Origin of the sequence: Burkholderia sp. Se-20378, assembly GCF_017104665.1 — a bacterium.
GTDB classification, from domain to species: domain Bacteria; phylum Pseudomonadota; class Gammaproteobacteria; order Burkholderiales; family Burkholderiaceae; genus Burkholderia; species Burkholderia lata.
Genome location: NZ_JAAGPG010000131.1, coordinates 1 through 18,957, shown reverse-complemented (window position 1 = coordinate 18,957; position 18,957 = coordinate 1). Strand labels below are relative to the sequence as shown.

Sequence of the window (18,957 nt, the reverse complement as noted above, 5' to 3'; positions counted from 1 at the left end):
CGGCGCACCGGGAAGCAGGACCGTTTCGGCCGGCGCAGCGTGAGCCGCGAGCGCCAGGCCGGCAAGCACGGCCGCCGTGGCCAGCGCGCGCAGCGTTTGCAGGCCGCCTGCATCGCGGCCGTCACATCGAACTCCTTCGCTCACGGTGCGATGAACCCCGTCTTGTCGCAGGCGAGCGTCGTGCCCGACTGGTTGCACGACGCGAGCAGCTTGCCGGCCGCCGAATACGCGTGGAACACCCAGCCGGTCGCTGGGGCCGCGCGGCGTTCCATGATCAGGAAGCCGAAGCTGTTGTTGTGCGACAGCCGCTCGATCACGGCGCCCGGTGCGGGCGTCAGGCCGGCCGGGAACGGGTCGGGCAGCGCGACGTCGAGATTGTCGCCGCCGTTGCCGGACACGATCGTCGCCGGATGCCCGGACGAGAAGTTGATCGCCTGGAAGTCATGCACGTGCCCGTGCAGCGCGACGTGCACGCCCGGCGGGTAGTACGCCTGCGCGTTGAGGCTCGACATCACCGACTGCAGTGCGAGGTTGCCCGGCGCGGGCGTGCTGCCGGCGATCGGCGCGAACGCGAGGATCGGATGATGGTTCGTGAAAATCGTCGTCGTCATGCCGGCTTTCGACGCGAGCGCGGCGACCGTCTGGAATTGCTTCTGGTAGATGCCGAATTGCGCGTCGGTCGTCTTGAGCGGCGTGCGGCCGACCTTCGCGGTGTCGAACACGATCACCTGCGAGCCGCCGCCGAGCGACACTGCATACGGTTCCGAATAGTTCGCGTTGTTGTCGTTGGCCGGATCGTCACACGAGCGCGCGGCCGAATACGGGCGCGGATCGAGGAAGCGGAACCAGCCCTGGCCCGCCCGCGCGCATTCCTCGTGGTTGCCGCGCACGACGACCCACGGCGCCTTCGCGAGCAGCGGGGCGGCCGGGCGGAACAGGTCGGCCTGCCACGTATCCCAGCCATAGCCCCACGGGCTGTCCTTGCAGCCGGCGATGTCCGGCGGGCACGCGTTCTCGCGATAGTGGTAGTCGCCGATGTGCATCACCAGATCGGGCGACAGCTTCGCGACGCTGGCCGCGATCGTGTCGAGCGGCCACACCGACGCGTCGTTGCACGCCTGCCAGGCGTTGTCGGCTTTCTTCATGCGGCAGCCGGTGTCGGCGATGATCGCGATGCGCTGCGGCTGCGCCTTCGGTAGCGGCAGCGTACGGCCCGCGACGCTCGCCGCCTGCGCGCCGGCCGGCAGCGTCATCTCGCAGACGGACACCGGGAAGCTCGACGGCTTCGAATCGGACGGATCGCTGGCGGTCGGCCGCTGGGCGATGGTCGCGGCGCCCGTGCGCAGCGACATGCGCGACAGCTTGCCGTCGACGGTCAGTTGCGGGCACAGCGGATCGCTGGCCGAAGCGGGCGTGTAGTTCGTGATGACGCGCGCGATCGCCTGGTTCGACTCGCCGATCTCGACCCATGCGGCCTGGATGTTGACCGACGCACTCGCCGGATCGGCCGGCGAATCGATGTGGTTCGAGCACGCGGACAGCGCGGCGAGGGCAACAAGGGGAGCGCAGCGCACGAGCAGCGCGCGCGTGAGGAGTCGTCGCATGGGAGGCACCGTAGGAAAGTCGTCAACGATACGCAACACGAATGTAAGAAATATGAAAAAAACGGGGCGCGACGGGCGCTCGTACGTGGGCCGTGTATCGACATTGCGGCGGCGGGTCGCGGTCGGGGGCCTTGACCTCAAGCCGGCTTGAAGCAGCAAAGTGCGAGGCACGATCAACGAACCAGAAGGGGAATCGAAGATGGAAACCAACCGGCCCAATGATGAACAATCCGCGTTATGGAACGGCCCGTCGGGGCGCGCCTGGGTCGATACGCAGGCGCCGATCGACCGGATGTTCGAACCGCTGGAGAAGTTGCTCGTGGACGCAGTGGCCACGTCGCCCGCGCGCAACGTGCTCGACGTCGGCTGCGGCACGGGCGCGGTCACGCTCGCGATCGCGCGGCGGCTCGGTGCGGACGTGCAATGCACGGGTATCGATATCTCGGCCCGGATGATCGACGCCGCGCAGGCGCGTGCCGAACGCAGCGGCGTTCCCGCCCGCTTCGTGTGCGCGGATGTGCAAACGCACGCGTTCGAGCCTGCGAGCGTCGACCTGATCGTGTCGCGCCTCGGCGTGATGTTCTTCGACGATCCGGTTCGTGCTTTTGCGAATCTGCGGCATGCAGCGCGACCGAATGCGCAGATGCGGTTCGTCGCGTGGCGCGGCGCGGCCGACAATCCGTTCATGACGATCGCCGAGCAGGCCGCCGCACCGTTGCTGCCGAACCTGCCCGCGCGGCGGCCTGGTGCGCCGGGGCAATTCGCGTTCGGCGACCGGCAGCGGATCGCGTCGGTGTTGTCGGACAGCGGCTGGGCGGACGTTGCGATCGAGCCGGTCGATCTGGCGTGTGCGTTGCCCGCGCCCGCGCTGGAAGACTACATCACGCGGCTGGGCCCGGTCGGGCTGGCGTTGCTGCAGGTGGACGAGGCGACCCGGCGGCGCGTGGTCGACACGATGCGTGCCGCGTTCGAGCCTTGCATCGACGGCGCGGAGGTGCGCTTCGACGCGGCATGCTGGCTCGTGACGGCGCGGGCACCGTCCGCGTAACGCGTTGCGGTACAGAGGCAGATCAGGGAAGAGGCGGCCGGATCGCCCCGCGCGTGAACGTTCGCGCGGGACGAAGCCGGGCCGCGTGACGCACGCGCGTCAGCGTCGCCGCGCACGCAGCATCAACCACGCGCAACCGCCGGCGACCAAGGCGAGACCGAGCAGCACGGCTTCGACGCCGAGCGCAAACCCGGGTGGCATGTCCCCGGTGTCGGGCATCGGCGACAGGTTGATGCCCATCGCGATGGCGCCGCCGGCGAGCAGCGCCGCGCAGACGATCCAGTAGACCTTGCCGCGCGGCGCCGCGGCCCGGATTCGCCACAGCGCGATGCCGGCGCCGCCGAGGTAGAGCAGCGCGAGCGTGCCGAGCGCGATGACGTCGGACGCGCGGCTTTGCAGGAGCCCGGTCATCGTGCGGCTCCGTTGCGCATGGCGGGTCGCCACGGCGTACCAAAGGCGGGGATCATTCGGCCTCCGTCGCGTGCCCCGGCGCGCGGCTCAGCAGATGCGTGCGCTTGTCGGCCGCGAGCGACACGTAGCGTTCGTACTGGCGCAGCACGTCGGCAATCACTTCGTCGCCGCGCAGGTATTCGACGTCATAGCCGAGCCGGCCATCCTCGAAGAACGTGACGATTCCGTACACGTGTGCCCGTTCCGCTTCCGGCTCGGCCGCCTCGCGCACCAGGAACGCAGCCGCGGATTTCACCGTCACGCGCACGCCGTACACGAAATCGCGGTGATCGGCGGTCGGCACGGTGAGCCGCACGGCATCGTCGCTGTCGCGCTGCACGTTCGCATCGACACCGCTCGCGCGCAGCTCGTCGGCGACCTTGCGCAACGCGGGCTCGACCGTCTCGGCGACGAACTGGCGCGCTTCGGCTTCGGTCGTCTGCCGCAGGATGTGGGTCAGGCGATGGCGCCAGTGCTGGCCGGTCCAGAAGCTCGTCGCGGGCGCGACGTCCTGCGAATAGTGCACGCGGTCGGCCGCGAGCCCGCGCCACAGCCCGTAGCAGAGCGCGATCATGATGATCGCGACCGGCAACGCGGCGATCAGCGTCATCGCCTGCAACGCGCCGAGCCCGCCCGCGACCAGCAACACCGCAGCCGTCACGCCGAGCAGGGCGGCCCAGAACAGCCGTTGCCACACAGGCGAGTGCGCGTTGCCGCGCGTCGCGATCTGGTCGATCACGAATGCGCCCGAATCGGCGGACGTGACGAAGAACACCGCGATCAGCACGATCGCGACGATCGACAGCAGTTGCGGCATCGGCAGGAAATCAAAGAAGCGGAACAGCAGCGCGTCGACATTGGTGGCCGTCTGCGCGAGCGCGCCGGCCGCGCCGTGCGTATCGAGCCAGATCGCGCTATTGCCGAACACCGTCATCCACACGAGGTTGAACGCGGTCGGCACGAGCAGCACGCCGATCACGAACTGGCGGATCGTGCGGCCGCGCGAGATGCGCGCGATGAACATGCCGACGAACGGCGACCACGACACCCACCATGCCCAGTAGAGGATCGTCCAGCCGCCGAACCAGCCTTCCTCGCGCGGCGGCGCGTACGCATACGTGCGGAACGACAGGTCGATGAGGCTCGACAGGTACTGGCCGATGTTGTCGCCGAGCGCGCGCAGCAGGAAGGCCGTCGGGCCCGCGACGACCACGAACGCGAGCAGCAGGAACGCCAGCAGCAGGTTCAGCTCGGACAGCCGCCGCACGCCCTTGTCGAGGCCGGTTGCGGCTGATACGCCCGCGAGGATTACAACGACCGCGACGAGCCCGATGCGGAACACGTTGCTGCCGGTGTCCCAGCCGGCGACGGTATGCAGGCCCGCGCTCAACTGCATCACGCCGTAGCCGAGCGTCGTGGCAATGCCGGCGACCGTGCCGACCAGCGCGAACGCGTCGACCGTGTGACCGATCCAGCCGTTGATGCGCTCGCGCAGCACCGGATACAGCCCCGAGCGCAGCGTCAGCGGCAGGTTATAGCGGAAGCCGAAGTACGCGAGCACGAGCCCCATCAGCCCGTAGATCGCCCACGCATGAAAACCCCAGTGGAAGAACGTCATCAGCATCGCTTCGCGCGCGGCGGCGGGCGTGCCGGGGTCGACGGTCGGCGGTTTCAGGAAGTGCTGCATCGGCTCGCCGACGCCGAAATACATGAGGCCGATGCCCATGCCGGCTGCGAACAGCATGGCTGTCCACGATACGAAGCTGAATTCGGGTTCGGCGTCGTCGGGGCCGAGCCGGATGTTGCCGAAGTCGCTCGCGGCGATCAGCACGAGAAACACGAGGAAGCCGGTGACGGCGAGCACGTAGAACCAGTCGAAGCGCGCGATGACCCATTGCTGGCCGGCGGAGAACAGCGCGCCGGCTTCGCTCGGGCGCAACGCGCACACGACGAGCAGCGCACCGATGACCGCAAGCGCGGGCAGGACGACCTGCGGCTTGAATGTCGTGCGGGGCGAGGGACGGGAATCTGGCATGGCTGGCATCCAGTTGTGGGCGCAACGAGGCGCGACGCCGCCCGGCGCGTACGTCACGCGTCGGACCCTGATACGGCGTGCGTCGAGTGTACCGCGGTGTCAGGACTGCAAGAAGGGGGCATGCAGAAGGGAAAACCTGACGAATTGTAAGGTATTGAGGAGATCGAGAAAACCCGCGGGGTTCGCCTGGCGGGCCGACAGGCTGCTGAAAACGCGGTGGCGGACGTGTATCGGGCGCCCGGACGGCACGCGTGGAATGCGAGCAATGCGTGTCGTCCGGGGCAGGGGCAGCGCACTGAAGGCGCTGCCGTGAGGGTTCAGAACGTGACGGCGATGCCGGCCATGCCGACGAACTGGCCGTGTGTCGTCGACGGTGTGAGCTGCTGCGAATCGCCGACGATCGGTGCCGCGTCGATCACGTGGCCGGCACCTTGCGCACCGAGCGTCTGCCCGCTCGAATGCGTGTACGCCTGCAGCGCATAGAGCGTCGTGCGCTTCGACAGGCTGTACGACTCCTTCAGCGAGTACTGCTGGTAGCGGGCCGCACTGTTGATGCCGTTCGCCTTCGACGCGAGCGTGTACGCGAACGCGCCGGCCACCGAGAACACCGGCGTGAAGCGGTACGCGGCGAGCGCGCCGTAGGTGTTGAACACGGCCGTGTCCGTGAACGCGGAGCCGTTGCCGGGCAGGTACTTCACGTTCGAGTAGTTGAGACCCATCGTCAGGTCGCCGAGCGTGTAGTTGCCGGCCGCCGCGATCTGCTCGACGGCCTTCGCGGTGAGGTAGCCCTGGTTCAGCACGGACACCGCGAAGCTGCCCGACGCGGCGGTTGCCGGATTCAGGAAGCCGGCCGACGAGCCCGAGCTGTTGATGCGCAGGTAGCCGGCCGCGACGCCGATCGGCCCGTTCGCATAACGCAGCGCGGCGCTGAACGTGTTGCCCTTGCCGGTCGCGCCGGCAATGCCGCCGAATGCGTACATCGCGCTCGCGGTCAGCCCGGCGAAGGTCGGCGACGTATAGGTAACCGAGTTGTTCACGCGAATCGTCGTGTCGAGGCCGTCGATGTCGCCCGGATGCGCGCCCGTCGCGCCGGTCAGCCAGCTGCTCGACGCGTACGGGCCGACGAACAGGAAGTAGGGCGTGTACTGGCGGCCGGCGGTCATCGTGCCGTAGTGATCGTTGCGCAGGCCGACGAAGGCCTGGCGATTGAAGATCAGGCCGGCGGCGGATTGTGCGCCGTTGTTCAGGTTGAAGCCGGACTGCAGGTCGAAGATCGCATGCGTGCCGCCGCCGAGATCCTCGTCGCCGCGCAGCCCGAACTTCGACGCATACAGGTTGCCGTCGCGCATGTAGAGGTTCGAATGGCCTTGCTGGTTGTTCACGTACGCGAGCGAATCGTCGACGACGCCGTACAGCGTCACGCTGCTCTGCGCGTGGGCGGCGGCCGTGCCGAGCGACGCGGCCGATAAAATCAGGATTGCATAGCGGTTGACGGGTGCTTTCATTGACGATCTCCAGATCTCTTCATCTTTTCAAAGGGGCGGGAGGCTCGGTCGCCTCCTCTGTGGCGGGCGGCGGGCCGCGTGAACGACCCGCCTTGCCCGGGTTATGCGGTTCAGTTGTCGAATCCGACGACGAGGCGGCGCCACGCGCCATCCTGCGCATCCTGCTCGACACGCGCGCCACGGACGGCGACCGGGCCTTGCAGCGACGCGGGCAACAGGATCTCGACGCGGTCGGCCGGGCGTGCCGGGCGGCCGTCCCAGCGCACCGATACGCCGAGCACGCCGGATGCCTCGCGGCCGGTCTCGATGCGCCACAGCCCGTATTCGCCGTCGCGCCATGCTTCCGTCTCGCCGTCGTCCTCGACGCATTCGCCGTATGCGACACCGTCCTCGACGCGCGGCGCAACGAGGAAGCCGCGCGTGTCGGCACGCGCGCCGAAATGCTGTTCCGCGACGTTCAGCGGCAGCACGCGGCCCTCGCGCAGCAGCATCACCGGCGTGTCGAGCGGCGCGGGCAGCGTCGCGCTCGTACCGCCGTCGAACGACTGCGCGCTAGCACAGCACATCCAGCGCGCACCCGACGGCAGGTAGACGGTGCGCTCCGTCAGGCCGGGATCGACGACCGGTGCGACGAGCAGCGCATCGCCGAGCATCATGTCGTCACATTCGTCGTAGCAGCGCGCATCGCCGGGGAAATCGGCGAAGGTCGGCCGCAGCACGGGCTCGTAGCGCGTCGTCGACAGCCACAGCAGGTGGTAGAGGTAGGGCAGCAGCCGGTAGCGCTGCTTGATCAGCGACGCAATCTGCGCGGTGATCTCGGGGTACATCCACGGTTCGTTGACCGTGCCGTCGTCGTTCCACGAGTGGATGCTGAAGCGCGGCATGAAGATGCCGAACTGCACCCAGCGCAGCAGCAGTTCGGGCGATGGCGCGGGCCCGGAGAAGCCGCCGATGTCGTGACCGATGTTCGACACGCCCGACAGCGCGAGCCCGAGGCCCATCTTCAGGTTGTAGCGCAAGGTTTCCCACGACGTGTAGTTGTCGCCGGACCAGGTCTGTACATAGCGCTGCATGCCGGCGCCGCCGGAGCGCGACACGAGGAACGGCCGCTGCGCCGGCGCATGCGCGCGCTGCGCTTCACGCGACGCGCGCATCATCAGCATCGTCTGCAGCACCTTTGCCTCGCGCGCCGGAAACGGCTGGCCGAAGCCGTGCGCGATCGCATCGGGTGACCAGATCTCGTACTCGTTGTTGTCGTTCCAGGTCGACTCGATCCCGTATTCGAGCAGCGCCGACGTGACCTGCTCGCGCCACCAGCGGTACGCGTCAGGCTGCGTGAAGTCGAGATACGCACCGACCTCGTCCCAGAACTGCACCCATGCGGGCTCGCCGGACGCGGAGCGGATCAGCAGCCCGCGCTTCGCGGCGTCTTCGAATGCGGGATGGTCGCGCAGCAGGCACGGCTTGATGTTCGCGCACAGGCGGATGCCGTGGTCGCGGTAATGCTTCACGAAGCCCTTCGCATCGGGAAACTTGTCGCGGTTCCAGTTGAACACGTAGCGCTTCGCGCCGATCGACGTATAGCCCGACGACAGGTGGAACGAATCGCACAGGATGTCGTGCGTGTCGCACTGCTCGACGAACTGGTTCATCTGCTGCTGCGCGTCGGGCGCATCGGTGTAGCTCATCGTCGAGCCCGAATAGCCGAGCCCCCATTTCGGCGTGCGCGCGGGGCGCCCCGTGAGCCACGTGAAGCGCCGCGCGGCCGCGAGTGGCGTGTCGGGCGATGCGATGAAGTAGTAGTCGAGATCGCCGTGCTCGGCGACGAAATAGCGGTACGGGCCGTGATAGTTGTCGAGTTCGCGGCCCATGTCGAACGAGCAGTCCGACAGCGTGTCGTAGAACAGCCCGAACCCCTGGCATGCGTCGGGCGACCACGTGATGTAGAACGGGATGTGCTTGTACAGCGGGTCGGTGTGCTTCGCGCTGTAGCCCATCGCGTCGATGTTGCGCATCTCGAAGCGCGCGCCGGTGCGGTCGAGGTCGCCCGCGCGTTCGCCGAGGCCGAACACCTTGTCGCCGCGCTCGCGGGCGACGTAGTGATACGCGCGATCGTCCCACCAGCCGAAGTTGTACGCCTGCGTCGCGCGGTCGGCGAGGGCGACGCGCCACGTTCCGTCCGCGTCGCGCATCGACCACGTGCAGTGGCCGCCTTGCAGGCGCACCGCGAGCCGGATCTGCGCGGTTTCGATGCACACGCCGTCGTCGTCTTCGATGAGGGTAAAGGAGGGCAGCGTGAAGCCGCTCAGGTCGAGGCGATCGCGTCCGTCGAGCGCCACGTCGTCGAGGCCCGGTGCGATCGACCACGTGCGCGGGTTGCGCGCCGTCGCGTCGGGCAGCACGCGCACCCGCACGATGTCGTCCTCGAGCACGAAGATCTCGAGGGTTGCGCCCGCCTCGGACGCGAGCAGCACACGGTTCGCGTGCTGGCCGGCGACGCGGAACACGGGCGGATGAAGAAGCGAAGTCATGAATGCGATTCCTGGTGAGAGCGAAGGTCAGGCGTGCCGTGCGAGCAGGCGTTCCTGCTTCGACTGCCCGCGGATCAGCACCGCGAGCAGCGTGACGCCGATGAGGTCGAACAGGCCGAGGCACGCGAACAGCGGCGCATAGCCGATCTTGTCGGCGAGCGCGCCGACCAGCAGCGAGAAACCGAGCCCGCCGATCCACGCGGCCATCCCGGCGAAGCCGCTCGCGGTGCCGACTTCCTCGGGATCGAACACGTCGGCCGACAGCGTGTTGACGAGCGCGGAGATCATCTGGTGCGCGAAGCCGCCGACGCAGAACAGCGCGATGGCCGTGTACGGCGACGCCACGAGCCCGATCATCGCGGGCCCGAGCATCAGCACCGAGCCGAGCGCGACGCCGGCAACGCGCGACCACACGAGCGGCAGCTTGAAGCGCTTCGCGAGATACGGCGACAGGTAGCCGCCCGCGATGCCGCCGAGGTCGGCCGCGAGAAACGGCATCCACGCGAAGATCGCGATCTGCTTGAGTTCCATGTGGCGCTCGGTCGCGAGATACAGCGGAATCCAGAAGCTGAAGGTCTGCCACGCGGGCTCGGCGAAGAAGCGCGGCAGCGCGATGGCCCAGAAGCGCCGTGCGGTGACGACGTCGCGGATGCGGCGCTTCGACACGGGCGGCATCGTCGCCTGGCCGTCGCGGATCAGCGCGCGCTCCTGCGGCGTGATGCGCGGATGGTCCGCGGGCGACCGGTATTGCGTGTACCAGAGCGCGGCCCATACGAAGCCGAGCGCGCCGGTGGCCATGAACGCGGCCTGCCAGCCGAACCGCATCGACAGGAACACGACGAGCGGCGGCGCGATCGCTGCGCCGAGCGACGTGCCCGCGTTGAAATAGCCGACGGCGACGGATTTCTCGCGATCGGGAAACCATTCGGCGACAGCCTTCATCCCGGACGGAATCGCGGCGGCTTCGAACAGGCCGAGAAAGCCGCGCAGGATGCCGAGCGACAGCCAGCCCGACGCGAACCCGTGCGCGACGCCGACCACCGACCACAGCATCGCGAACAGCGCGAACCCGAGCCGCAGCCCGATCAGGTCGACGACGAAGCCGCACACGGGCTGCATGATCGTGTAACCGATCTGGAACGCGCCGACGATGTACGAATACTGCTGCGTCGAGATCGCGAACACCTGCTTCAGCTCGGGGGCGAGCACCGCGAGGGAATTCCGTGCGAGGTAGTTGAGGATCGTGCCCAGACACACGAGCACGATGATCCACCAGCGCAACGCCTTGACTGTCTTCACTGCTGTCTCCTGTCGGGCAGGGCCGGCGCGTGGCGTCGGCCTTATCCATGACGACCATCCGTTCGGGATGGCCTGTTTTCACTTTATTCGTACGATGTCCGATCTTGATGAGCGCCATTTTTTCCGGTTTGAGTCGGAATAATGGTGTTCAAGCGAACATTTCGTCGTCTCTGAAGGCTAATGTTATCTGACGACTGATCATTTTCGAACATCCTATGTTCGAATTCGAATCCGGTCAACGTGAAATTGCATTCGAACGAACTTGCTCGGGGTTTTCCCCATGGACGAGTGGCGGCAGGGCGCGTGACGACGCGCGGCGATTAGGCGTCAAAGGCCCATGGGGCGGGGCTGTTCAGGCGATCGGGCAATCGAATGGCGCGGGATGGAGCGTGACAACCCTGATGAAAATTTATTTCTTTTCGGGATCGGAGTTGTGTAAATTCATTTTCATCATCCTTGCAATAACCCTTCGCATGACGCCTCTCGTTCCGCACGACGCCAGTCAAGACGAACCCGCGATCGCCGAGCGGATCGCGTCGGCCATGCCGTTGATGACGCCGATCCACCGCCGCATGGGCGAGTTCGTGCTCGCGAATCCGTTCCGCGCGGCGACGATGCGGATCGACGAACTCGCGCAGGCCGTGAACGCGTCGATCGCGACTGCGAACCGCTTCGCGAAGGCGCTCGGTTTCGACGGCTATCCGGCGATGCGCGCGGCGCTGGTGCGCGGCTTCGAGGCGACGCTCGGGCCGGTCGAGCGGCTGCGTTCCGCGCAGGAGCAGGAGCCCGGCGTACGTGGCGCCGTATGGATCGACGCGGTATTCGACCAGGCCGTCGCGAACATCGAGAACACGCGTGCGCAACTGGACGCAGCCGATGTCGAGGCCGCGGTCGAGGCGATCGTCGGCGCGCGTCGCGTGCTGATCCTCGGCGCGGGGTCGAGCGCGTTCCTCACCGGGCTGATGGAGCACGGGCTGTCCGTCTGTCATGACAACGTGCAGTCGCTCGCGCTGCTCGGCGGCCCGTCGCATGCGGCGCGGCGCCTGTATACGGCCGACTCGCGCGATCTCGTGATCGCGCTCGCGTTTCCGCGCTATGTGAAGGACACGATCGAACTCGCCCGCCGTGCGGCGGCGCGCGGGGCCCGCGTGCTGGGGATCTCCGACGGCCCGCAATCGCCGCTTGCGCCGATCGCGTCGCTGAACCTGTACGTCAAGGCCGAACGTCGCTTCGCGGCCACGTCGGAAGCGGCCGTGCTCGCGATGATCGAGGCACTGATCGACGCGGTCGCGCTGCGCACGCACCGGTCCGCGAAATCCGCGGCCGAGATGACCGAATTCCTGCTGCCGTGGCTCATGCAGCCGCAAGCGACGCCACCGGCCGCCAATCCTTCTACTCACAGTCCGAAAAAAACATGACTTCACCCGCGATCGTTGCGATTCACGGCGGCGCAGGCACGATCCTGCGCGATGCGATGGATTCCGACACCGAACGTCAGTACCGCGCCGAACTGACCGCCATTCTGACGGCCGCGCAGCAGGTGCTGGCCGATGGCGGCAGCGCGCTCGACGCCGTCACCGTCGCGGTGCGGATGCTCGAGGATTGTCCGCTGTTCAACGCGGGGCGCGGCGCCGTCTATACGGCCGAAGGCAAGCACGAACTCGACGCGGCGGTGATGGACGGCGCGACGCTCGACGCCGGCGCGATCTGCTGTGCGACGCGCGTGCGCAATCCCGTGCTTGCCGCGCGGCGCGTGATGGAAGCCAGCGAGCACGTGCTGTTCGCCGGTGAGGGCGCCGATGCGTTCGCGGCCGCACAGGGGCTCGAACTCGCGGAACCGGGTTACTTCCACACCGAGGCGCGTCACGCGCAGTGGGTCAAGGCGCGTGCAGCGGCGGGCGCGATGCTCGACCACGACGCGGCGACGTTCACGTTCGGCGCATCACCCTCGCAGCAGCCGGCGGAACCGCTCGATCCGGACCGCAAGCACGGCACGGTCGGTGCGGTCGCATGCGACCAGCATGGCCACATCGCGGCGGCGACGTCGACGGGCGGCATCACGAACAAGCAGCCGGGGCGTGTCGGCGATTCGCCGATCATCGGTGCGGGCTGCTATGCGGACGACGCAACCTGCGCGGTGTCGTCGACGGGCACGGGCGAGATGTTCATCCGGCTCGCGACCGCGCATGACGTGGCCGCGCAGATCGCGTATCGCGGCGCGTCGCTCGCCGACGCCGCGCACGACGTCGTGATGAACAAGCTGCCGCGCCTCGCGGGCCGCGGCGGGATCATCGCGGTCGACGCGCAGGGCAACGTCGCGATGCCGTTCAACACCGAAGGGATGTACCGCGGTTACGCGCGCGTCGGCGAAGCGCCGGTGGTCGGCATCTATCGCGACGACGACACGGCCTGATCCCGGACCGCACGAGGAGGAGACCCACGATGACTACGAGCCGTAACCCGTCCGGCCTGGTGCTGCCCGAGCAGCGCGTGGTGGCCGTCGACGACCTGTCGGTCACGTTCCGCCGCGAAGGCGCGACGTTCGACGCGGTGCGCAACGTGTCGTTTCACGTCGATCGCGGCGAGACGCTCGCGATCGTCGGCGAATCGGGCTCGGGCAAGTCGGTGACGTCGCTCGCACTGATGCGGCTCGTCGAGCACGGCGGCGGTGCGATCACGAACGGCCGGATCGCGTTCCGCCGGCGCGGCGGCGCGCTCGTCGATCTTGCGCAGGCCAGCGGCGCGACGATGCGCGGCATTCGCGGCGCGGACATCGCGATGATCTTCCAGGAGCCGATGACGTCGCTGAACCCGGTGTTCACGGTTGGCGACCAGATCAGCGAGGCGATCGCGCTGCATCAGTCGAAAAGCATGTCGGAAGCGCGCGCGGAAACGCTGCGGCTGCTCGAACTCGTGCGTATCCCGGAGGCGCGCCGCGTGTTCGCGCGCTATCCGCATCAGTTGTCAGGCGGGATGCGGCAACGCGTGATGATCGCGATGGCGCTGTCGTGCCGCCCCTCGCTGCTGATCGCCGACGAACCGACGACCGCGCTCGACGTGACGATCCAGGCGCAGATCCTGCAACTCGTGCGCGGGCTGCAGGACGAGATGAACATGGGCGTGATCTTCATCACGCACGACATGGGCGTGGTGGCCGAAGTGGCCGACCGCGTGCTCGTGATGTATCGCGGCGAGAAGGTCGAGGAGGGCGAATCGGATCGCATCTTCGCGGCACCGGAGCATCGCTACACGCGTGCGCTGCTCGCGGCCGTGCCGAAGCTCGGCTCGATGCAGGGCACCGATGCGCCCGAGAAATTCCCGCTGCTGAAGGTGGAGGGCGCGAACGCGGCGGCATCGGCGGCATCGCCCGCGCCCGCGGCGAACGACGAGGCGCAGCCGCCCGTCGATCAGTCCGCGTCGCCGATCCTGCGCGTAAGCGATCTCGTGACGCGCTTCCCGGTGAAGAGCGGCGTGTTCGGCCGCGTGTCGCAATACGTGCATGCGGTGGAGCGCGTGAGCTTCGAATTGCGCGCGGGCGAGACGCTTGCGCTGGTCGGCGAATCGGGCTGCGGCAAGTCGACCACCGGCCGCTCGCTGCTGCGCCTCGTCGAATCGCAGAGCGGCTCGATCGAGTTCGACGGCCGCGACATCAGCGCGCTGAAGGGTTCGGACCTGCAGGCGCTGCGCCGGAACATCCAGTTCATCTTCCAGGATCCGTTCGCGTCGCTGAACCCGCGCCTGACCGTCGGCTTCTCGATCATGGAGCCGCTGCTCGTGCACGGTGTCGCGAGCGGCCGCGAAGCGCAGGCGCGCGTCGACTGGCTGCTCGACAAGGTCGGCCTGCCGCCGGAGGCCGCGCGCCGCTATCCGCACGAATTCTCGGGCGGCCAGCGCCAGCGGATCGCGATCGCGCGGGCGCTCGCGCTGAACCCGAAGGTCGTGATCGCCGACGAATCGGTGTCGGCGCTCGACGTGTCGGTACAGGCGCAGATCGTCAACCTGATGCTCGACCTGCAGCGCGAGCTCGGCGTCGCGTACCTGTTCATCTCGCACGACATGGCCGTGGTCGAGCGCATCAGCCATCGCGTCGCGGTGATGTATCTCGGCCAGATCGTCGAGATCGGCCCGCGCCGCGCGGTGTTCGAGGCGCCGCAGCACCCGTACACGAAGAAGCTGATGAGTGCGGTGCCGGTGGCGGACCCCGCGCGCCGGCACGCGCCGCGCCAGCTGGCAGCAGACGAAATCCCGAGCCCGATCCGCGCGGTCGGCGACGAGCCGGTCGTCGCGCCGCTCGTCGCGGTCGGTCCCGATCATTACGTCGCGACGCATCGCGTCGGCGGCGCGTACTGATGAAATGCGCCGCTACGGCGATGCGCGAGCTTGCAGGAAGTCGAAACCGAAACGCCCGTGAGGCGTCACCGATTCACCGTTAGGAGCCCAGCAAAATGACCAAGCAGCATCCGTTCCCGATGTTTCGTCCGCGCGCGTGTTTCGTCGCGCTCGCCGGCGCGTTCGCGCTGTCGGCCGCGGTGCCCGCGTTCGCGCAGCAGACCGCGGTGATGGCGGTGGATTCGACGTTCACGACGATGGACCCGTACGACGCGAACGACACGGTGTCGCAGGCCGTCGTCAAGTCGTTCTACCAGGGGCTGTTCGGCTTCGACAAGGACATGAAGCTCGTCAACGTGCTGGCAACCGGCTACGACGCGAGCCCGGATGCGAAGGTCTACACGATCAAGCTGCGCCAGGGCGTGAAGTTCCACGACGGCACCGATTTCAACGCGGCGGCCGTGAAGGCGAACTTCGACCGCGTGACCGATCCCGCGAACCACCTGAAGCGCTACAACATGTTCCGCGTGATCGAGAAGACCGAGGTGGTCGATCCGTACACGGTGAAGATCACGCTGCGCGAGCCGTTCTCGGCGCTGATCAACACGCTCGCGCACCCGTCGGCCGTGATGATCTCGCCGGCCGCGCTGAAGAAGTGGGGCCGCGACATCGCGCTGCATCCGGTTGGCACGGGCCCGTTCGAGTTCGTCGAATGGAAGCAGACCGACGACCTGAAGGTGAAGAAGTTCGCCGGCTACTGGAAGAAGGGCTATCCGAAGATCGACGCGATCGACTGGAAGCCGGTGGTCGACAACAACACGCGTGCCGCGCTGATCAAGACGGGCGAAGCCGATTTCGCGTTCCGCATCCCGTTCGAGCAGGCGCTCGACCTGAAGGGCAACCCTAAGGTCGACATCGTGGAGCGGCCGTCGATCGTGCAGCGCTACGTGTCGCTGAACATGCAGCAGAAGCCGTTCGACAACCCGAAGGTGCGCCAGGCGCTGAACTACGCGGTGAACAAGGAAGCGCTCGCGAAGGTCGCGTTCTCCGGCTTCGCGACGCCGTCCACCGGCGTGGTGCCGCAGGGTGTCGACTACGCGACCAAGCTGGGCCCGTGGCCGTACGACCCGGCGAAGGCGCGCGCGCTGCTGAAGGAAGCCGGCTATCCGAACGGCTTCGAGACGACGCTGTGGTCCGCCTACAACAACTCGACGTCGCAGAAGGCGATCCAGTTCGTGCAGCAGCAGCTCGCGCAGGTCGGCGTGAAGGTGCAGGTGCAGGCGCTGGAAGCCGGCGAGCGCGTCGCGAAGGTCGAGAGCGCGCCGGATCCGGCGAAGGCGCCGGTGCGGATGTACTACATCGGCTGGTCGTCGTCGACGGGCGAAGCGAACTGGGCGATCACGCCGCTGCTCGCCGGCGCGTCGGCGCCGCCGAAGCTCGTCAACACCGCGTACTACAAGAACGACGCGGTCGACGGCGATCTGACGAAGGCGCTGGAGACGGTCGACCGCGCGAAGAAGACCGAGCTCTACGCCGATGCGCAGAAGCAGATCTGGACCGATGCACCGTGGATCTTCCTCGTGCAGGAGAAGATCGTCTATGCGCGCAGCAAGCGGCTGCAGGGCGCGTACGTGATGCCGGACGGCTCGTTCAACTTCGACGAAATCTCGCTGAAGTGACAGTAGTGATGACGGCGGCTCGTCCGCCACGCGGTGCCGGTGGCGCAAGCCGCCGGCACGCTGATTCGATCGGTGCCCCATGCTGAATTTTCTCGTCAAACGCCTGTTCGGCCTGCTGCCCACGCTCGCGATCGTCGCGGTGCTGGTGTTCCTGTTCGTCCACCTGCTGCCGGGCGATCCGGCGCGGCTCGCGGCCGGCCCTGAAGCCGACGACGCGACGGTCGCGCTCGTGCGTGCCGATCTCGGGCTCGACCGCCCGCTGCCCGCACAATTCGTGAATTTCTTCACGAAGATCGCGCACGGCGATTTCGGTATATCGACCCGCAGCAAGCGGCCGGTCTCGACCGAGATCGGCGAACGCTTCATGCCGACGCTGATGCTGACGCTCGTCAGCATGGTGTGGGCGACGGCGTTCGGGATGGCGATCGGGATCGCGTCGGCGGTGTGGCGCAACCGCTGGCCGGACCGTCTCGGCATGACGCTCGCGGTGTCGGGCATCTCGTTTCCCGCGTTCGCGCTCGGCATGCTGCTGATGGAAATCTTCTCGGTGAAGCTCGGCTGGCTGCCGGTGGTGCCGGACGGCTCGTGGAAGAGCTACGTGCTGCCGTCGCTGACGCTCGGCGCCGCGGTCGCGGCCGTGATGGCACGCTTCACGCGCGCGTCGTTCGTCGAGGTGCTGAACGAGGATTTCGTGCGCACCGCACGGGCGAAGGGCGTGCGCGAGCCGATGGTGGTGCTCAAGCACTGCCTGCGCAACGCGATGATCCCGGTCGTCACGATGATGGGGCTGCAGTTCGGCTTCCTGCTCGGCGGCTCGATCGTCGTCGAGGTGGTGTTCAACTGGCCGGGGCTCGGGCGCCTGCTCGTCGATGCGGTGACGATGCGCGACTACCCCGTGATCCAGGCGATCGTGTTGCTGTTTTCGCTCGAGTTCATCCTGATCAACCTGACCGTCGACGTGCTGTACGCGGTCATCAACCCGACCATCCGGTTCAAGTGAGGCGCGCATGAACGCGACAGTCCAGACCGCGGCGCCGGCCGCACCCGCCGCGATCCGCACGCCGTGGCGCGAATTCTGGCGCAAGTTCCGCAAGCAGACCGTCGCGCTCGTCGCGGGCGGCTTCGTGCTGGCGCTTGTCGTGCTGGCGTTCGTCGGCCCGCACATCGTGCCGTTCGATCCGGAGAACTATTTCGACTACGACGCGCTGAATGCGGGGCCGTCGGCCGTGCACTGGTTCGGCGTCGATTCGCTCGGCCGCGACATCTTCAGCCGGATCATCGCGGGCACGCGCATCTCGCTCGCGGCCGGCTTCTTCTCGGTCGCGCTCGGCGCGGTGATCGGCACGTTCTTCGGGCTGCTCGCCGGCTACTACGAAGGCTGGTGGGACCGCATCACGATGCGCGTGGCCGACGTGCTGTTCGCGTTCCCGGGCATCCTGCTCGCGATCGGCGTGGTCGCGATCCTCGGCAACGGGATGATCAACGTGATCTGCGCGGTCGCGATCTTCAGCATCCCGGCGTTCGCGCGGCTGGTGCGCGGCAACACGCTGATGCTCAAGCACATGACCTATGTCGAGGCCGCGCGCAGCATCGGCGCGTCGGACTGGACGATCATCATGCGGCACATCCTGCCGGGCACCGTGTCGTCGGTCGTCGTCTACTTCACGATGCGGATCGGCACGTCGATCATTACGGCCGCGAGCCTGTCGTTCCTCGGGCTCGGTGCGCAGCCGCCGACGCCGGAGTGGGGCGCGATGCTCAACGAGGCGCGCGCGGACATGGTGACGGCGCCGCACATCGCGATCTTCCCGAGCCTTGCGATCTTCCTGACCGTGCTCGCGTTCAACCTGCTCGGCGACGGGCTGCGCGACGCGCTCGATCCTAAGCTGGAGCGCCGCTGATGCGCCATTCACCGATGTGGACGGCGACGCTGCCGGCCGGGCCGCGTGGCACGATCGCCGACGTGCCGGGCGTGACGGTCGGCCATTGCACGCTCGATGCGGGCAACGTGCAGACGGGCGTGACCGTCGTGAAGCCGCATCCGGGCGACGTGTACCGCAGCAAGGTGCCGGCGGGTGTTGCCGTGATCAACGGCTTCGGCAAGAGCGTCGGGCTCGTGCAGGTCGACGAGCTCGGCACGCTCGATACGCCGATCGCGCTGACCAATACGTTCGGCGTCGGCGCGGTCGCACAGGCGCAGATTCGCGCGGCGGTCGCGGCGAATCCGCAAATCGGCCGCGACTGGTCGACCGTCAACCCGCTCGTGTTCGAGTGCAACGACGGCTATCTGAACGATATCCAGGCGTTCGCGGTCACGGCCGCGCATTACGACGACGCGTGCCGCGCGGCATCGCGTGACGTCGCACGCGGCGCGGTGGGCGCCGGGCGCGGGATGGCGAGCTTCGATCTGAAGGGCGGGATCGGCTCCGCGTCGCGCGTCGCCGTCGCGGCTGGCCGGTCCTATACGGTCGGCGAGA

Annotated in this window: 14 protein-coding genes; 8 read left to right on the top strand and 6 right to left on the bottom strand. The window is 67.7% G+C overall.

Annotation, left to right across the window (positions count from 1 at the left end):
• Nucleotides 1-140: 140 nt before the first annotated feature.
• Nucleotides 141-1,604: a metallophosphoesterase gene (locus G3N93_RS16220; RefSeq protein WP_206133467.1), complete on the bottom strand. Its 1,464-nt coding sequence runs from the start codon at nucleotides 1,602-1,604 to the stop codon at nucleotides 141-143.
• A gap of 199 nt (nucleotides 1,605-1,803) precedes the next feature.
• Between G3N93_RS16220 and G3N93_RS16215 the strand changes: the two genes are divergently transcribed.
• A complete protein-coding gene (locus tag G3N93_RS16215; protein ID WP_206133466.1) occupies nucleotides 1,804-2,652 on the top strand; it encodes a class I SAM-dependent methyltransferase in 849 nt (282 codons plus the stop codon).
• Between the two features lie 99 nt (nucleotides 2,653-2,751).
• Here the strand turns inward: G3N93_RS16215 and G3N93_RS16210 are convergent, their stop codons facing one another.
• From G3N93_RS16210 to G3N93_RS16190, 5 genes are all read right to left on the bottom strand, one after another.
• Entirely contained in the window at nucleotides 2,752-3,063 is a 312-nt protein-coding gene (locus G3N93_RS16210) for a hypothetical protein (protein ID WP_011355475.1), read from the bottom strand.
• Between the two features lie 52 nt (nucleotides 3,064-3,115).
• Nucleotides 3,116-5,137 carry a BCCT family transporter gene (locus G3N93_RS16205; RefSeq protein WP_174945011.1) on the bottom strand — a complete coding sequence of 674 codons (2,022 nt, stop codon included), beginning with the start codon at nucleotides 5,135-5,137 and terminating at the stop codon, nucleotides 3,116-3,118.
• Nucleotides 5,138-5,454: 317 nt separating this feature from the next.
• Nucleotides 5,455-6,642, bottom strand: coding sequence for a porin (locus G3N93_RS16200; protein ID WP_206133465.1), 1,188 nt, complete (start codon nucleotides 6,640-6,642; stop codon nucleotides 5,455-5,457).
• Nucleotides 6,643-6,752: 110 nt separating this feature from the next.
• Nucleotides 6,753-9,173, bottom strand: coding sequence for a glycoside hydrolase family 31 protein (locus tag G3N93_RS16195; protein ID WP_206133464.1), 2,421 nt, complete (start codon nucleotides 9,171-9,173; stop codon nucleotides 6,753-6,755).
• A 27-nt stretch (nucleotides 9,174-9,200) separates the two neighbouring features.
• Nucleotides 9,201-10,472: an MFS transporter gene (locus tag G3N93_RS16190; RefSeq protein ID WP_174935725.1), complete on the bottom strand. Its 1,272-nt coding sequence runs from the start codon at nucleotides 10,470-10,472 to the stop codon at nucleotides 9,201-9,203.
• A 473-nt stretch (nucleotides 10,473-10,945) separates the two neighbouring features.
• Here G3N93_RS16190 and G3N93_RS16185 point away from each other — a divergent pair, with 473 nt between their 5' ends.
• The 7 genes from G3N93_RS16185 to G3N93_RS16155 form a co-directional block, all read left to right on the top strand.
• Nucleotides 10,946-11,890 carry a MurR/RpiR family transcriptional regulator gene (locus G3N93_RS16185; RefSeq protein ID WP_206133463.1) on the top strand — a complete coding sequence of 315 codons (945 nt, stop codon included), beginning with the start codon at nucleotides 10,946-10,948 and terminating at the stop codon, nucleotides 11,888-11,890.
• The gene (locus G3N93_RS16180) at nucleotides 11,887-12,885 is read left to right on the top strand and encodes an isoaspartyl peptidase/L-asparaginase family protein (protein WP_206133462.1); all 999 of its coding nucleotides are present in this window, start codon (nucleotides 11,887-11,889) and stop codon (nucleotides 12,883-12,885) included. Before G3N93_RS16185 ends, G3N93_RS16180 begins: the two co-directional genes overlap by 4 nt.
• A gap of 29 nt (nucleotides 12,886-12,914) precedes the next feature.
• Nucleotides 12,915-14,822 (top strand): dipeptide ABC transporter ATP-binding protein, encoded by a 1,908-nt coding sequence (locus tag G3N93_RS16175; RefSeq protein ID WP_206133461.1) that lies wholly within the window; start codon nucleotides 12,915-12,917, stop codon nucleotides 14,820-14,822.
• Nucleotides 14,823-14,917: 95 nt separating this feature from the next.
• Entirely contained in the window at nucleotides 14,918-16,480 is a 1,563-nt protein-coding gene (gene gsiB, locus G3N93_RS16170) for a glutathione ABC transporter substrate-binding protein GsiB (protein WP_206133460.1), read from the top strand.
• Nucleotides 16,481-16,559: 79 nt separating this feature from the next.
• Nucleotides 16,560-17,480: a glutathione ABC transporter permease GsiC gene (gsiC, locus tag G3N93_RS16165; RefSeq protein ID WP_174935716.1), complete on the top strand. Its 921-nt coding sequence runs from the start codon at nucleotides 16,560-16,562 to the stop codon at nucleotides 17,478-17,480.
• 7 nt (nucleotides 17,481-17,487) lie between these two features.
• On the top strand, nucleotides 17,488-18,381 hold the full coding sequence (gsiD, locus tag G3N93_RS16160) for a glutathione ABC transporter permease GsiD (protein WP_174935714.1): 894 nt from the start codon (nucleotides 17,488-17,490) through the stop codon (nucleotides 18,379-18,381).
• On the top strand, nucleotides 18,381-18,957 hold a 577-nt coding region (locus G3N93_RS16155), incomplete at its 3' end, for a P1 family peptidase (protein ID WP_206133459.1). The genes gsiD and G3N93_RS16155, both read left to right, overlap by 1 nt.

What these genes read in the sequence shown, in the direction of transcription:
- G3N93_RS16200 (WP_206133465.1), bottom strand. Translation starts at nt 6,642, where the DNA reads ATGAAAGCACCCGTCAACCGCTATGCAATCCTGATTTTATCGGCCGCG.
- gsiC (WP_174935716.1), top strand. Translation starts at nt 16,560, where the DNA reads ATGCTGAATTTTCTCGTCAAACGCCTGTTCGGCCTGCTGCCCACGCTC.
- gsiB (WP_206133460.1), top strand. Translation starts at nt 14,918, where the DNA reads ATGACCAAGCAGCATCCGTTCCCGATGTTTCGTCCGCGCGCGTGTTTC.
- gsiD (WP_174935714.1), top strand. Translation starts at nt 17,488, where the DNA reads ATGAACGCGACAGTCCAGACCGCGGCGCCGGCCGCACCCGCCGCGATC.
- G3N93_RS16220 (WP_206133467.1), bottom strand. Translation starts at nt 1,604, where the DNA reads ATGCGACGACTCCTCACGCGCGCGCTGCTCGTGCGCTGCGCTCCCCTT.
- G3N93_RS16175 (WP_206133461.1), top strand. Translation starts at nt 12,915, where the DNA reads ATGACTACGAGCCGTAACCCGTCCGGCCTGGTGCTGCCCGAGCAGCGC.
- G3N93_RS16185 (WP_206133463.1), top strand. Translation starts at nt 10,946, where the DNA reads ATGACGCCTCTCGTTCCGCACGACGCCAGTCAAGACGAACCCGCGATC.
- G3N93_RS16205 (WP_174945011.1), bottom strand. Translation starts at nt 5,137, where the DNA reads ATGCCAGATTCCCGTCCCTCGCCCCGCACGACATTCAAGCCGCAGGTC.
- G3N93_RS16180 (WP_206133462.1), top strand. Translation starts at nt 11,887, where the DNA reads ATGACTTCACCCGCGATCGTTGCGATTCACGGCGGCGCAGGCACGATC.
- G3N93_RS16195 (WP_206133464.1), bottom strand. Translation starts at nt 9,173, where the DNA reads ATGACTTCGCTTCTTCATCCGCCCGTGTTCCGCGTCGCCGGCCAGCAC.
- G3N93_RS16210 (WP_011355475.1), bottom strand. Translation starts at nt 3,063, where the DNA reads ATGACCGGGCTCCTGCAAAGCCGCGCGTCCGACGTCATCGCGCTCGGC.
- G3N93_RS16215 (WP_206133466.1), top strand. Translation starts at nt 1,804, where the DNA reads ATGGAAACCAACCGGCCCAATGATGAACAATCCGCGTTATGGAACGGC.